The 15,972-nt window shown below is 39.9% G+C and carries 12 protein-coding genes and 1 riboswitch; of the genes, 1 reads left to right on the top strand and 11 read right to left on the bottom strand.

Annotated features, from left to right (window positions below; translation table 11 throughout):
• Positions 1 to 51: 51 nt before the first annotated feature.
• Positions 52 to 2,466 carry a S8 family serine peptidase gene (locus tag AB3N04_RS08920; protein ID WP_368505697.1) on the top strand — a complete coding sequence of 805 codons (2,415 nt, stop codon included), beginning with the start codon at positions 52 to 54 and terminating at the stop codon, positions 2,464 to 2,466.
• A gap of 43 nt (positions 2,467 to 2,509) precedes the next feature.
• On the opposite strand, the gene AB3N04_RS08925 is transcribed toward AB3N04_RS08920, so the two are convergent.
• From AB3N04_RS08925 to treR, 11 genes are all read right to left on the bottom strand, one after another.
• Positions 2,510 to 3,907 (bottom strand): Glu/Leu/Phe/Val dehydrogenase, encoded by a 1,398-nt coding sequence (locus tag AB3N04_RS08925; protein WP_368505698.1) that lies wholly within the window; start codon positions 3,905 to 3,907, stop codon positions 2,510 to 2,512.
• 122 nt (positions 3,908 to 4,029) lie between these two features.
• Positions 4,030 to 4,584: an energy-coupled thiamine transporter ThiT gene (thiT, locus tag AB3N04_RS08930; protein WP_368505699.1), complete on the bottom strand. Its 555-nt coding sequence runs from the start codon at positions 4,582 to 4,584 to the stop codon at positions 4,030 to 4,032.
• 62 nt (positions 4,585 to 4,646) lie between these two features.
• A riboswitch (TPP riboswitch) is annotated at positions 4,647 to 4,750 on the bottom strand.
• A gap of 54 nt (positions 4,751 to 4,804) precedes the next feature.
• Positions 4,805 to 6,250, bottom strand: coding sequence for an amidase family protein (locus AB3N04_RS08935; protein WP_368505700.1), 1,446 nt, complete (start codon positions 6,248 to 6,250; stop codon positions 4,805 to 4,807).
• Between the two features lie 116 nt (positions 6,251 to 6,366).
• Positions 6,367 to 8,220, bottom strand: coding sequence for a fructose-specific PTS transporter subunit EIIC (locus tag AB3N04_RS08940; RefSeq protein ID WP_368505701.1), 1,854 nt, complete (start codon positions 8,218 to 8,220; stop codon positions 6,367 to 6,369).
• The gene (gene pfkB / locus AB3N04_RS08945) at positions 8,207 to 9,145 is read right to left on the bottom strand and encodes a 1-phosphofructokinase (RefSeq protein WP_368505702.1); all 939 of its coding nucleotides are present in this window, start codon (positions 9,143 to 9,145) and stop codon (positions 8,207 to 8,209) included. Before pfkB ends, AB3N04_RS08940 begins: the two co-directional genes overlap by 14 nt.
• Complete coding sequence (locus tag AB3N04_RS08950) at positions 9,142 to 9,897, bottom strand: DeoR/GlpR family DNA-binding transcription regulator (protein WP_368505703.1); 756 nt, start codon at positions 9,895 to 9,897, stop codon at positions 9,142 to 9,144. Before AB3N04_RS08950 ends, pfkB begins: the two co-directional genes overlap by 4 nt.
• A gap of 108 nt (positions 9,898 to 10,005) precedes the next feature.
• The gene (locus tag AB3N04_RS08955; RefSeq protein ID WP_368505704.1) at positions 10,006 to 11,340 is read right to left on the bottom strand and encodes a diguanylate cyclase; all 1,335 of its coding nucleotides are present in this window, start codon (positions 11,338 to 11,340) and stop codon (positions 10,006 to 10,008) included.
• Positions 11,341 to 11,451: 111 nt separating this feature from the next.
• Positions 11,452 to 13,335, bottom strand: a complete 1,884-nt coding sequence (locus AB3N04_RS08960; protein ID WP_368505705.1) for an ABC-F family ATP-binding cassette domain-containing protein — start codon at positions 13,333 to 13,335, stop codon at positions 11,452 to 11,454.
• 127 nt (positions 13,336 to 13,462) lie between these two features.
• On the bottom strand, positions 13,463 to 14,554 hold the full coding sequence (locus tag AB3N04_RS08965) for a nitric oxide synthase oxygenase (RefSeq protein ID WP_368505706.1): 1,092 nt from the start codon (positions 14,552 to 14,554) through the stop codon (positions 13,463 to 13,465).
• Between the two features lie 103 nt (positions 14,555 to 14,657).
• Positions 14,658 to 15,140, bottom strand: coding sequence for a glutathione peroxidase (locus AB3N04_RS08970; protein WP_368505707.1), 483 nt, complete (start codon positions 15,138 to 15,140; stop codon positions 14,658 to 14,660).
• 115 nt (positions 15,141 to 15,255) lie between these two features.
• A complete protein-coding gene (treR, locus tag AB3N04_RS08975) occupies positions 15,256 to 15,972 on the bottom strand; it encodes a trehalose operon repressor (protein WP_368505708.1) in 717 nt (238 codons plus the stop codon).

The following is a 15,972-nucleotide window of genomic DNA, read 5'->3' on the forward strand; positions in this document are numbered from 1 at the left end:
CCCACTAGAGCTCTATTATTTTCAACTTACTAAAAGGAGATGAGCTATTTTATGAAACGAACCTTCCAAACGTTCGTCATCTATACACTGGTACTTGCACTTGCTCTTACTAGTTTTGGGACGGCGTCATTTGCGAATAATCAAGGAGACCTTTCTCTTGCAGAAATAAGGGGAGAAATTGATACAAAATCTTCTGCTCCTACTACTGTGATTGTTGAGTTAGAAGAAGAATCAATTGTTGAAGCAAAGCATAAAGGTAAGAACCAATCTAAGCAAAATTTAAAAGCTAAGCGTGACCAAGTTAAAAACAACGTGCTGAAAGAAACATCTTCTAGCAAAATCGGACAAGAGTATGAGTACATATTCTCTGGGTTTGCTGTTGAGTTAAAAGGTAATGAAATTCCAAACCTCCTTACGATTCCAGGAGTAAAAGCCATTTACCCTGATGTTGAATATACGACTACAACAATTGATGAAGGGCTTATGATTGAAGAGGATGCTTACAGCCCTTCTATGTTTGACAGTGCTCCTCACATTGGTTCAAATGATGCATGGGAGGCAGGCTTTACAGGCGAAGGCGTAACTGTTGCCGTTATTGATACAGGTGTCGATTATACTCACCCTGATCTAGCTCACGCATTCGGCGACTACAAAGGATGGGACTTTGTTGATAACAATAATGACCCTCAAGAAACACCACCAGGTGATCCACGCGGTCGTCAAACGAATCACGGAACTCACGTAGCTGGTACTGTTGCAGCAAATGGTTTAATTAAGGGTGTAGCACCAGATGCCACACTTCTTGGTTACCGTGTACTAGGTCCTGGCGGAAGTGGTACAACTGAAAATGTCGTAGCTGGTATTGAACGTGCTGTTCAAGACGGCGCTGATGTTATGAATCTATCTTTAGGAAACACATTAAATAGTCCTGACTGGGCTACAAGCATTGCACTTGATTGGGCAATGGCTGAAGGTGTTGTTGCTGTTACATCAAACGGAAACAGCGGTCCAAACAATTGGACAGTGGGCTCACCTGGTACTTCTCGTGAAGCGATCTCTGTAGGAGCAACTCGCTTACCATACGAAGTATTTAGCGCAGATATTTCAACTGACTCTGATAAGACATTTGAAAGTGCAAAAGTGATGGGCTTTTCAACAACGGAAGAATTATTAGCACTAGATGGCGAAGAGCTTGAGTTTGTATATGCTGGACTTGGTGCTGCATCTGATTTTGAAGATAAAGACCTCACTGGAAAAGTCGCCCTAATGGTCCGTGGTGAATATGCCTTTGTTGATAAAGCAGCAAATGCGAAAGCAGCTGGAGCTGTTGGCGCAATTATTTTTAACCACCTAGATGGTGAAATGCCTGATGTTCCAGGTATGGCTATTCCGACAGTTAAATTAACTAATGCTGACGGACAACTATTATTAGATGACCTTAAAGATGGCAATGATCAAGTAAGTTTCTCAATCAAATTCGATAAAGTCGTGGATGAAACAGTCGCAGACTTCTCATCTCGTGGTCCTGTCATGGATACTTGGATGATCAAACCAGATGTCTCTGCACCTGGTGTAAACATTACAAGTACAGTTCCGACTCACCAAGCGGATAATCCGCATGGTTATGCTGCTCTTCAAGGTACGAGTATGGCCGCTCCTCATGTGGCAGGTGCAGCAGCACTTATTCTTGAAGCGAACCCAAAATGGGGTGTAGACGCAGTTAAAGCTTCACTAATGAACACAGCTGAAAATTTATATGATGCAAATGGCAACCGCTACCCTCATAACACACAAGGTGCGGGAAGCATCCGCGTACTTGATGCCATCCAAACAAACACTCTTATCACACCTGGCAGCCACTCTTTTGGCGTGTTCAACCTAGATGGTGAGTTACAATCAGAACGTCAACACTTTACAATTAATAACCTTTCTAACGAGCGTAAAGCATATTCGTTTGATGTTCAATTTGATAAAGGTGCAGAAGCAATCAAAGTAAATACAAGCAATAACTTACGTGTTCAACCAGGTAGAACTCAAAAAGTAAACTTCAATGTTGAAGTAGATGCTAGTAAGCTTGCTCCTGGTTATTACCCTGGAACGATTATTGTAAGTGAAGGCTCAAATTCATTTGAGGTTCCGACAATCTTATTCGTACAAGAACCGGATTACCCTCGTATTACATCTCTTGGTTACAATCAGAACCCTGCAACTGGTAATCTTGTAGGTTCAGCTTATGTACCAGGCGGCGCTGAAGAATTAGATTTCTGGGTATTTACTGAAACGTTACAATCTCCAGTAGGCAGTGTATTTGTAGATACAAATATTGGTGCTGGATATTATGATTTCACTTATGATTTAACGATTAATGGTGAAACATTAGCTCCAGGAAAGTATCGTCTTGTTGCATTTTCTACGAAAGCCGGTAAAACAGATTATTCTTACGGCGATATTTTTACAGTCCAATAAAACCAAAAAGGCTCACTCCACCCTTTGGAGTGAGCCTTTCTATTTAAAACAACTTACCGTGACGATACAACAGTCCCGTAAGTCGTTCTAATGATAAGGTAAAACACGTATTTCTCATCGTTTGATCTACTGAGGAGAAGTACGAATCATACACATTTTTGAGCGTTTCAATCATTTGTTTCGACATGTCTGCAATAATTTCTTCCTCGGTGAACAGCTCAGTCACTCGACTTTGCTTCCACTCTAAGTAAGAAACAATAACCCCACCAGCATTAGCTAATATATCTGGTATCACAATCGTTCCGTTACGTTCAAAATAATCATCAGCCTCAAGAGAAATTGGTGCATTGGCACCTTCTACTAACACACCCGCTTTAACCTCTTCCATATTGTCCTGGTGAATTTGATCTTCAATCGCTGCTAAAATTAAGACATCTGTATCAACTATCAATACATCGGTAACAGGCTTTATTTCCGCTTCAACACCTGCTTGCTTTAAATGTTCACTATTTGAAGGGAGATCGCGTCCCTTCTTTGTATATTCAATCAGTTTCTCTATATCCAGACCCTCACTATGGTACAAAGTTGTAAACCGATCTGATACAGCTACTACTTTGTGTTGGTATTTGGAATATGTGTAAGCCTCTAGTGCTGCTACACCACCCACATTACCAAAGCCTTGAACTGCCACTCGGATTGGCTCCCCATTCTCTGTTTGCTCTCTTAATGACTTCAATGTCTCCCATTGTTTATGGCGGTTAATATCGTTCCCATTCGCATGCAAACCTGCCCATTCATCAAGCATCCATGAGTAGCTTAAAAAGGTTCCTCTACCTGTTGCTTCTCTTCTTCCACGCGCTCCACCATTTTCTACACTCTTTCCTGTAAATGAACCTAGATACTGCTCACCTGGATGAATCGTTTTAAATTCTCCGACCATCCAGTCAACAATCTTTTCATTCGTCCCTAAGTCAGGAGCTGGAATATCATGATTTGGACCGATATCACGTGAGAAGCGTTGCACATATTTCTTACTAATGAGGTTTAATTCTTTTTCTGTAAACTTTCTAGGATCAACATGCACCCCTCCTTTAGCTCCTCCATAAGGAAGACGGTGTAAAGCATTTTTCAGGGTCATTAGAATCGCTAAATTCTCCACTTCTGCTTCATTTACAAACTCGCTAAACCGGATCCCACCTTTATAGAATCCGCTAATATTATTATGCTGTACCCGGTAAGCAGGAATTCGTACAATCCCATCTTTTTCAGTAGAGACACGTATGTAGCTTTTGATCACTTTATCAGTGGTCTTTAAAATCTCTTTTGCTGAGCCACATACAAACCTCCTTTTCTCATCATCCTCAATTCCTAAAAAGTCACTTCTTTCAGCTAAGCCACTCATTACCGATTCAATTAGAGCTTGCGTTTCTGTACGTTTCAATTGATCCCCTCCTAATGAACATTCTCCATTACTTATTCCCTATTTTACCGTTTGAAAACCCTTACGTATCAAACAAAGCCCCCTAACAACTTAGGAGGCTTTTGCATCTGCATATAGATTATTTAGGTTAAAGATCTTGTTTTAAAAAACTGTGGATACGATTTAGCTAAGAACAAAAGTAAAGCCATTGTAATCAGCATTTCAGGTACTAAATAAGATAAGTTATAAAAAAGTGAATAAATAGCTGGATTCATACCCTCAGGAGCGTATTGGCCAAACCAGATTACCCCTGATGAAAAATGACTTAAAAATCTCAAAGAAGTTGCAAGCAATAGACCGACGACAATAATACTTGCTTTTGGAGCCAGTTGACCTTTTTTAGCAGCAAAGATTCCAGCCACTCCAAGGACCATATAAGCAAGTGGATAATCAAGGACTAGCTGCACAATGTGAACGATCGTAGGACCTGTTACTAACCCTAGCAACCCCACTAATAGACCCGTCAAGATTCCCACCTTAAAACCACGGCGAAACGCAATTAAAAAGATTGGTACCATAACTAAAGAGATGGATCCTCCCATCGCCCATAACGCCCCAAATTTCACAAAACTTAAGACAAGTGCAAGACCTGCCATCACTGCTACTTCAATCATAATTGTTAAACGTTCACGATCCATCAAAAAAATCCCCTTTCGTTCCACGAAGGGGATGTCATGTACACATAAGAGACAACGAGATTTGATGTGCCACACCACTTCCCTACGCTAGTTCAAGCTAGATCAGGTTATAAGAGTTGAGGTTATCCTCTCTCAGTCAGCTACACTGACACCCCTAGTGGAAATCATTCAATTATACGTATAGTTTACCATAAACCTATTCTTTAATCGATAGTCGGGCTTAAAGAGAAGGTGGTCTCCTTGCTTTTGTCGCTTGTTCATATGCCTCAGCTATTTCTATAAGGAGAGGTTCACCCCAAGCTTTTGCTGTGAATGTGACCCCAACAGGCTCTCCTGCTTCTGTATAACCTGCAGGCACTGTTAGTGAAGGATAACCAGCTTTAGCTGGAATAGCAGCGCCAAGATTATTAGGGAAAACAAGAGCATCAAGCTCATGATCTGTTAGCACGACATCAATTCCAGCTCTTTTCGAATAATAGTCATCCTCATATAAGGCGTTAAGATAATCTGTTTCAGTTAAGGATCCCGAGGTCAGTTCCGATAGCTCAAGCAAAGATTGTCCATACGCTAAAGCTGTTTCTTTATTTTCACGATTCCACTTAATGATTTCTTTTAATGTCCTGTTAGCTACAGAAGCATCAAGTCTTGCTAAGTATGCGTTTAAATTAGCTTTAAATTCATGAGTGAGAACATCATAGCTCCACTCACGAGAGGATGAAGGTATGCTTACATGATCAATAACATTTGCTCCTGCATCCTCTAGTTGTTTTAAAGCCTTCTCATACACTACTTTTTTATCTTGATCTAACGCATCCATTATTTTAGAGTTACGCACAACCCCTATTCGTTTCCCGACTAGGCTAGCATCATTGAGTGCCTCTAATAATTTAGTAGAAGGATAGGTACATGTTGACGTAATTACGTCCTCTTTATCATCCCCGACCATGACATGAAGTAAATGGACGGCATCACGCACTGTTCTTGCCATCGGTCCCGCCGTATCTTGAGTATGGGAAAGCGGAATAATTCCAGACCGGCTAACCAGTCCAACCGTTGGCTTAATCCCGACTAAACTATTCTGGCTAGCCGGGCTCAAAATAGATCCAGAGGTTTCTGTGCCTACAGCCGCCACAGCCAGGTTGCTTGCAATAGCTGCTCCTGAACCCGAACTCGATCCACCTACATCAAATTTACCTGGGCCATATGGGTTGTTGGTTTGGCCTCCCCTTGCACTATACCCACTAGGCATTCCTTCACTAGACATGAAATAAGCCCATTCTGACATATTGGTTTTTCCTAAGATAACCACACCTGCATCACGTAATTTTTGTACAAGAAAAGCATCCTTTTTCGCGTAAGAATGCCCAAGGACAAGTGTTCCAGCACTTGTATGCATCTTATCACCTGTGTCAATATTGTCTTTTAGAAGAATAGGTATTCCATGCAAAACACTTCTAGCCCCAAGTCGTTCACGCTCTACATCTAGGGAAGCTGCAATATGAACAGCCTCGGGATTTATTTCAAGAACAGATGATAACGACTGATCATAAGTGGCAATTCGTTTTAAATAATACAGCGTAAGTTCTCTGGCTGTTACTTCTTTTTTATTCATTTTTTCTTGAAGATCTTCTATCGTCGCTTCCAGATAGTCTGTTATGTCCTTCATTTACTAATCCCCTTATTATCTTGACCTGTATAGATAAGTATATAGAAAAGTCAGACATATCAACAACTGTTTTAAAATAAACAAAGACCAAAGCTTTTCACTTTGGCCTTGCTTATTTATAGTACTTTTTTCTTTAACATCCCTAACATTAGCGCGGTTATCACAGAACCGATCAAGATTGCTAAACCGTAAAGTAAGAACCCACCTTCTACTAATGGAATAACAAAAACTCCGCCGTGTGGTGCTCTAAGTCCAATTCCAAATAATGCGGTAAGAGCACCTGCTACTGCTGATCCTGTTATAACAGCCGGAATCACTCGACCCGGATCTGAAGCCGCAAATGGAATCGCTCCTTCTGTAATGAAAGAAGCTCCTAACACATAATTAGTTTTTCCTGCTTCTCGTTCTTGTTTTGTGAATTTCTGCTTAAAGAAAGTAGTTGCTAACGCAATCCCTAATGGAGGAACCATCCCCCCTGCCATAACAGCTGCATGGGGTCCAAAATTACCAGCATCAATCATCGCAATACCAAAAGTGAAGGCAGCTTTGTTGATCGGACCACCCATGTCAATCGCCATCATTCCGCCAAGGATCAACCCTAATATCACCATATTCGTCGTGCCCATACCACCAAGCCAATTTTCAAGACCGTTATTAAAAGCGGAGAGTGGCGTGACAAGGATAAGCATAATCATACCTGTTAAGAAAATGTTTAATACAGGATAGAACAAAATAGTTTTTATTCCTTCCAAGAAAGCCGGTAAACCTTCTAGTACACGTTTCACTAAAAGAGCAATATAACCTGCTAGGAAACCAGCAATTAACCCTCCCAGGAACCCAGCTTCACCATTCAGAGCAATCAACCCACCAACCATACCCGCTGCAAAGCCTGGACGATCAGCAATACTCATCGCAATAAAGGCAGAAAGCACTGGTATCATAAGGAAGAAAGCATTTCCTCCACCAATTTCACTTAACATCTGGGCAAATTGGTTATCGGAGTCAATACCAAACATAAATGAAATCGCAATTAAGATACCACCTCCAACAACAAACGGGAGCATGTTTGATACACCATTCATTAAATGCTTATAAAATCCACTTCTCTTTTGGGCTTCACCACTACTCTTTTGTTTAGAAGAGCCTCCACTAGATTGATAGATTGGAGCATTGCCAGCTAAGCCTTCTTCAATTAATTGTTTAGGTCTTCTAATTCCATCTGTGACCCCAACTTGTATGACTGGCTTACCATCAAATCGATCCATCTCAATTTTTGTATCTGCTGCAACAATGATTGTTTTTGCCTGTGTAATTTCTTGATCTGTTAAGCGATTTTTCACTCCACTAGATCCGTTCGTTTCAACCTTAATCGAAACACCTTGCTTACGAGCTTCTTCTTTAAGGGCATCTGCAGCCATGTAAGTATGTGCAATACCGGTAGGACACCCCGTAACAGCCAGTAGGTCAATCTCATGATTACTAGATGTATCTTGTCCCTCTTCTTCCCCTTCTTCTTCAATTTCCTTATCGTCAATCGCTTTTAAGATTTCTTCTTCTGAAGACGCTTGCAAAAGCGACTGACGAAAACTTTCATCCATTAAATAGGTTGAGAGCCTTGATAATGTCTCTAAGTGCTCATTATTCGCCCCTTCCGAAGCTGCTATCATAAAAAATAGATAACTCGGTTGGCCATCTAACGCTTCATAATCCACACCTTTTTTCGAACGACCAAAAGCGATAGCAGGCGTAAGTACTGCAGACGTTTTCGCATGAGGAATCGCTATCCCTTCCCCAATCCCTGTTGTGCTCTGATCTTCACGAGCTTGAATCGCTTTTTTGTATTCGCTAGCATCTTTTAATCTGCCAGCACCATCCAAACAACGAACCAATTCATCAATTGCCGATTCCTTCTCAGTCGCGCTCATATCAAGTACGATTGTCTCTCTCTTTAATAAATCAGAGATTCTCATCTACATTCACCTCTCCCCATTTTTTCACATCAATCGTTTGACTAAATTCCTCTACTTCTTTTCGTTGACAAAAACTCTTTGAAAAGGCTGTCGCACTCCCTGCTGCTACCGAAAAAGAAAGTGCTTCTCGATCCGTCTTACCCTCTTGCATAGCAGCGATAAAACCAGCTACCGTTGAGTCACCGGCACCAACTGAATTTTGAACGATGCCACGAGGTGGTGTCGCAAAATACATCTCTTCTTTTGTCGCAAGAAGAGCTCCTTCGCCTGCAAATGATACAAGTACATAGTCAATCCCTTTTCCTACCAAGTCCTTTGCATATGGAATAGCTTGTTGTACTTCTGTTATGTCAACACCGTACATCTCCCCTAGTTCATGATGATTCGGTTTGATGAAAGATGGCCTTGCTTGAATCGCTTTCTCCAATGACTCTCCACTTGTGTCCAAACAAACAAATGCACCTTGCTTTCTAGCGATTGAAATCATATCTTGATATAGGCATACAGAAAGAGTGGTCGGGACACTCCCTGCTAATACCAAAACATCTCCTTCAGTTAACTTCTTCAATTGAGACTCTAATTGTTGAAGTTGTTCCTTGCTGATTTCTGGAGACGTTCCATTTAATTCGGTTTCCTCTTCGCTGTGCACTTTTACATTGATTCGTGAATCTCCGTTTACTTTAATAAAGTTTGTTTGGATTGCTTCATCACGTAGCGCATCTTCAATAAATCTTCCTGTAAATCCGCCGATAAATCCTAAAGCTTCGCTTGAATATCCTAGCCTTTTTAATACCCTCGAAACATTAATCCCTTTTCCACCAGGTGCTTTGCGTTCTCCTATAGAACGGTTAACTTGCCCTAGCGTTAGTCCGTCAATTTCGAGAAAATAGTCTACAGCGGGGTTTAGTGTTACCGTATAGATCATGCAGGTGTCACCTCGACTTTCGTATTACGAAGAAGCTGCTCGATCATATCTTCTTCTACTTGATTACTCGTAATAATGGTTACTTCGTTTAAATCTGCAAATTTTGAAAACGAAATTTCTCCAAACTTTGTATGATCTGCTAATACATAGCTTTGTGAAGATCGTTTGATAGCTAGCTCCTTAATAAATGCTTCTTCAGGATCTGGCGTCGTACACCCATCTTGAATACTAATTCCATTTGCACCGATAATCGCTTTATCAAAACGGTACCCCTCTAAAGATTGAATAGCTCCTCTTCCTACGAAGGCCCTGGTTCCTTTTTTTACATAACCCCCAACAACATGGGTCTCAATCTCAGCCTCGAGTAACTCGCTAATATTCGTTAATCCATTTGTAACGACAACGATATTCTTTCCTTTAAGGAATGGAATCAATTCAACTGTACTCGTACCTGCATCTAAAAACAGACAATCTCCTTCTTCAATAAGTTCAGCCGCTTTTTGAGCGATTAAACGTTTTTCGTGACGGTTTTTGACTGTTTTTTCTGCAATGGTTGGTTCTACTAATTTTTTTTGAAATAAAGTCGCCCCACCATGTATGCGCTTTAATTTATTTGATTGCTCTAACTCCTTTAAATCTCTTCTAATCGTTGACTCCGAAGCACCTGTTTCATCAACTATTTCTTGCATCTTTATAGTTTGCTGCTCCTTAAGCATGGATAAGATCAGCTCTTGACGTTCAAATGTCAGCATCTTTAAACACCTCTAGCTTTCTTTATTACTATGAGTATACAACCAAAAACATTCATATTCAATCAAAAACATTCAATCATATCAAAAAAAAGTAACGTCTATACCTCCTTAGACGTTACTTTGATACATCAATACTTGGTTTCTTCCATTTCTTTTCGCTTGATACATCGCTTTATCTGCCCAATCAAAAAATACTTCAATGCTCAGATAAGTGTGATCTTCCTTTACCGCTACTCCTACACTGACCGTAACAACATGATCTACCGGTGAGTTTTCATGAGGTATGTTTAATTTGTAGACCGTCTCTTTTATCTTCTCAGCCAATCTAATGCTTTCCTCTTTAGTCGCATTGCTCTTTAGGACTGCAAATTCTTCACCACCATAACGCGCAAGAAATGCATCATCTTTTATAACTACTTCTTGGACGGCGGTTGCTACTTGTCTCAAACAGTCATCTCCTTGTTGATGGCCGTAGGTATCGTTGTAGTTTTTAAAAGAGTCTAAGTCAAACATAATCAAGGTTAGGGCAGAGCTTTCTTTTATACTCTTATCCCATTCTCCTTTTAATGTTTTATCGAAAGAACGCCGATTCGCAATGCCTGTTAATCCATCTATCTCAGATTGTCGTTTAAACATCAGATTCGCATCAAGCAATTGTTGTTCGGTAAGCTTTTGCGCTGTGATATCTGTTATCGAAAATAAGACGCCCATGATTTGGTCTATTTCATCGTACAAAGGAGCGGCGTTAACAGAAATTAACGTCTTTCCCCCATCTTTTCCCTCCATCATGTGTTCGACTCCAAAGACAGACTCTTTCGTATTCATCACAATTGAAAAAGGAAGTTCATGATCTTCCATTGGTCGACCGTCTAAATGTCGATTCTTCCATTCTGGGGCATTGTAAACTATTCTTGACTGGGCATCTAAACGAGAATTCAGTATACTTTCTGCTAACTTATTCGCAAAGATGATTTCCCCCTCACGGTTCATCATCATTAAACCACTAGGAACTGTTTCGATCACTTGGTTTAACTTCGCTTCACTTACTTTTAACCTTTTCGAAATCGCTTTTTGAATTGAAAGATCTCGAACTTGTATAAGGTAATAAAGTGATTGATTCTTTTCATTTGTCACAAGGGAAATCGTTAGCTCGGCCCAAGTATTTTCTGACTTCTGATCATGTAGCATGACCTCTTGATTAACATACATGGTTTCCTGATTTAGTAAGGTATTGAGTGAGAGCTGAACCTCCACTTGGTGATCTTGGTGAATATGCTTAATAAATGGATGTGATAAAATTCCTTCCATTGCGCAATCTAACATTTTACAATAGGCTCCATTCACTTTTAAATATTTCCCATCCATTCCGACTAGCACTAACCCGATAGTCGAAAAATGAAAAGCTTGCTCAAACAAGCGATCACCATTTATAGATGTGCCCATATCTCTCACCCCTCACTCATACCCCTACTTTATTATCGGTAATTTATTACTATATTGTATCGCACTTATACAATTTAGCGAGGGTTTTGTACAATATTTATATAACTTTTTTTAACCTTTCATTTCTTCAATCATCATCGATAACTCTTCCCAACGTTCCATTAAGGCCTCAAGCTCGCTCTCTAACTCCACTTTCTCCGCCATTAAATCACTAATCTTTCCGTAATCACTTCCAGCGCTGGTTATCGATTTTTCTAATTCTTCTTTTTTCATTTCTAGCTTTTCAATTTTTTCTTCAATCCCGTCCCATTCCTTTTGTTCATGGTAAGATAGCTTTCGTTTAGTTTTTTCAGCTTTTCGATCGTCTACCTTTTCAACGTTTTTCTCATTAGAATTGACTTGAAGCATTGATTGTAAATAATCACTGTAATGTCCTTGAAAACGTTCAATCGCTCCATCACCTCTGAACACTAATAAGTGATCAACAACTCGATCAAGAAAATACCGGTCATGGGATACCGTTACCACTACTCCAGGGAATTGATCTAAATAATCTTCAAGCACAGATAACGTTTGAGTATCTAAGTCATTGGTAGGTTCATCTAGAAATAATACATTTGGTTCCCCCATCAGCACCTTAAGTAAATACAACCGACGCTTTTCTCCTCCTGATAAGCGTCTTACATAGGTATACTGCATCGACCTCGGAAATAAAAACCGCTCAAGCATTTGTTCAGCGGTAATGACCTCTTTATCAACCGTATGCACAACCTCCGCTATCTCCTTAATGTAATCAATCACCCGTAAGTTACCATCAATCTCTTCATCTTCTTGAGTATAATAACCAATTTTGACGGTTTCGCCGACAACGACCTCTCCACTACTAGGAGTTTCTCTACCAGCAAGAAGTTCTAGTAAAGTCGTTTTTCCACTTCCATTAGGACCAACAATTCCAAGTCGTTCTCCTTTAACAATTAAATATTCTAGATTTGTTATTAAATGCTTATCCCCAAACTCTTTTGTTAACCCTTTAACTTCAAGCACTTGCTTTCCTAACCTAGTAGAACCAATTGCAAAATCAAATTCTCGGTTAATAAATTCTGGGTTGTCTTCCTTTAATTCGTCCACACGCTGTATTCTGGCTTTTTGCTTTGTTGTACGCGCTTTTGCTCCACGATGAAGCCAAGCAAGCTCTCTTCTCAATAAATTTTGACGCTTACGCTCTTGTGATAACTCCTGTTCTTCCCGTTCTGCTTTTAACATGAGGTATTGTTCATAATTCCCCTCATATTGATTGAGGTTTCCTCGATCAAGTTCAATCATTTTATTCGTCACCCGCGTAAGGAAATAACGATCATGGGTAATCACCACAAATGCTCCACGATATTGAGCCAAAAATCCTTCAAGCCATTCAATCGTATTATGATCAAGATGGTTTGTAGGCTCATCTAGCAATAAGAGATCAGCTGGCTGAATCAGTGCCTTTGCAATGGCAACACGCTTCTTCTGTCCCCCTGATAGAGTGTCGACTGAGGCTGTATAGTCACTTACTCCTAGCTTCATTAAAATGGTTTTTGCTGTTGTATTTGCTTCCCACGCATCTAATTCATCCATTTTTTGTTGAAGCTTCATAAGAGAATCAAGTTTTTTCGCATTCGAAGGATCCTTCTCTAGCGCTAATACCATTTCCTCATAAGCTCGCATCGTTTTCATAATCAAGGAGTCACCATAATAAATTTGTTCTAAAACGGTTAGCCCCGCTTCAAGCTCCGGCTGTTGTGGGAGGTACTCTACCTGAAAGTCATTAGCATGAATTAATTCTCCTTGATCCATACCCTCAATCCCTGCAAGAACTTTTAACAGAGTAGATTTACCAGTTCCGTTAATCCCAATTAATCCTATTCTCTCTTTCTCTCCAATAGTAAATGAAAGATCATTGAAAAGCGTTTTTTCACCGTACGTTTTCGTTAAATGTTCTACTTGTAAAATACTCATATTCGTCCGCCCTTTACTGTTCGTCTTCTCTACCAATTCATTGTATCGCAACGTTCTTCAACATGCACCTTCACCCTCCATAAAAAAACATACACTCTTATTGTTCTTTCAATAAGAGTGTATGTTTTTAATCATACGGTAGGTCTTGATAGAAGTAGTTTGGAGTCAAAACTTTATCTTCATAATCTTTATGAAAAATATGAGTGGTCGCTGGTGAAACTGGCGGGATCAACCAAGACCACGTCCCTGTTACAGCTCTTCCTGCTTCATGTTCCCTCTCTTCAAAATGCTTAAACTGTTTAGCAGCGGTATGATGATCGACAATACTAACGCCTGCTTTTTTGTAAGAATAGAGAACAGCACGATTTAATTCCACTAAAGCTTCATCACGCCAAAGGTAGGATTCCTTCCGACAATCAAGCCCTAAAAGTTCTGCCACTTTAGGCAGCATATGATATCTAGTCTCATCAGCAAAATTTCTTGCTCCAATCTCTGTTCCCATGTACCACCCATTAAAAGGTGCTGCAACATAATCAAGGCCCCCAACCTCAAGCCTCATGTCAGCAATAAACGGAACCCCGTACCACTTAAGCCGCAAGTCACTAAACGAATCAATTGTAGGATGAGTAATCGCAACTTCTACAATACACTCTTTAGGAATATCAAACCATTTTGGCTCTTTACGATCACATTGGATAACAAGAGGTAATACATCAAAAGGAGTTCCCTTCCCCTTCCAACCAAGCTCTTGACATTTTTTCGTAAAAGTAATTGAAGCGGGATCTCCAATGATACCCTTTTCACCTTCATAGCCTGCATAACGTATTAATTGGTGATTCCAAATTCTCACCGGGACCTTTCCATTATGTACAGGCTTAAATACAGTGATCGTAGGGATAATCTTTCCCCCATTTGTTGCATAGCTCAAATGATAAAAAAGAGCCTCTGCTATTTGCGCCTCTGTTGTAGCTTCACGTTCATCCAGTACATGCATTGATTCCCAAAACAAGCGACCAATGCAACGATTGCTATTTCGCCAAGCCATTTTTGCTCCATGGCGTAATTCTTCTTTTGTATGTGTATAGGTGCCTGATTCCTTTATTTCCCCACTAACTTCTTGAAGCCGACTTTCTAGCTGCTTAGGGGAATAACCAAGCTCCTTGTAACATTGGCTTAGAAATACTGTTGCTCTATTTAGTATTTCATCATTCTCACTCACCGCTCCACCACCTACCTACACCGTTCTACTTATCATGTCTATTTTACCGACAAAAAAGCTATCTGGAACAAAAAAATGTTTCCAAATAGCTACTTTTTTAATTTTATTTTTCAAGCAACTGCTTGATATCTTCTTCCATTTTTTCTGGAGGTGTATTAGGTCCAAAACGTTTCACAACATTTCCTTTTTGATCGACAAGAAACTTCGTGAAATTCCATTTGATCTCTGAGCTCAGAAGTCCTTTTTGTTCTTTTTTTAAATGCTTATAAAGAGGGTGAGCGCTTGACCCATTAACATTTATTTTCGCAAACAAAGGAAAGGTTACCCCAAAGTTTACTTTGCATGCCTCAGTCATTTGATCATCACTTACTGGTTCTTGATTCATAAATTGGTTACAAGGAAAACCTAGAATAGATAAGCCTCTATCTTTGTATTCTTGATAGAGTTTCTCAAGGCCTTCGAACTGCGGAGCTAATCCGCACTTTGTAGCCGTATTAACAATAACGATTACATCACCTTCATACTTCGATAAAGCTACTTCTTCACCTTTTGAGGTTTGCACAGAAAAGTCATGAACAGTTGTCATGTCTACTTCCTCCTTTAGATCCTACTATTTACATTCATTATACAAAACCCAAACGTAACCTCCTAACAAAACAACTTAAAGAGAGCCCAATCATAATTGATTAGGCTCTCTTCTCTTACCTCACTCGTCTGGCAAAGTCTACAAAACGAAATTTATCTGGTCTATGTCTTGATTCAGTATATTGAAAAAGTCGTGCATCATCTAAATAAACATGACTTTTAACGACCACAATTGTTGAATAGCCTTCTAAATCTAATAATTTCAGGTCTTCTTCTGTCGGCTCTTCTACAGTAATTTCCTTTTTCGCAAAACTCACAACCAGCCCGAGCTCTTTCTCCAAATACGCATAAATGGACTGTTCACACACTTCTTTTGTTAAAGAAGGGACAATCTCAGCACGTAAGAAGTCTTTATCAAGAATGATTTTTTCTTGATCGATCTCACGCACACGCGCTACAGACCATACTTCTTCACTTTCTTGCGTTTGAAGATGTTCTTTTAAGAATTCATTAACGCGTTGACGCTCTATGGATACTACCGTCGTTCTTGCACGTTTCCCCATTTTATCCGCTAGTTCCTTAAAGCTAACTAGCCCCGAGATCGGAAAATCAATTTTACTAATATCAAGCACAATCGACCCTTTCCCTTGAACTTTTTGAATGTACCCATGTTCTGAGAGCAGCTTTAACGCTTTACGGATCGTTTCACGAGAAGCTTGATACTTCTCTGCAAGTTCATTCTCAGAAGGTAGAAGGTCATTGGCTTTTCTTTTTCCTTTTTGGATCTCTTGGGCTAATTCATCATAAATTAATCGGAATTTACTTTTCGTCAT

It is taken from the genome of Alkalihalophilus sp. As8PL, from assembly GCF_040939795.1.
GTDB classification, from domain to species: domain Bacteria; phylum Bacillota; class Bacilli; order Bacillales; family Bacillaceae_D; genus Alkalihalophilus; species Alkalihalophilus lindianensis.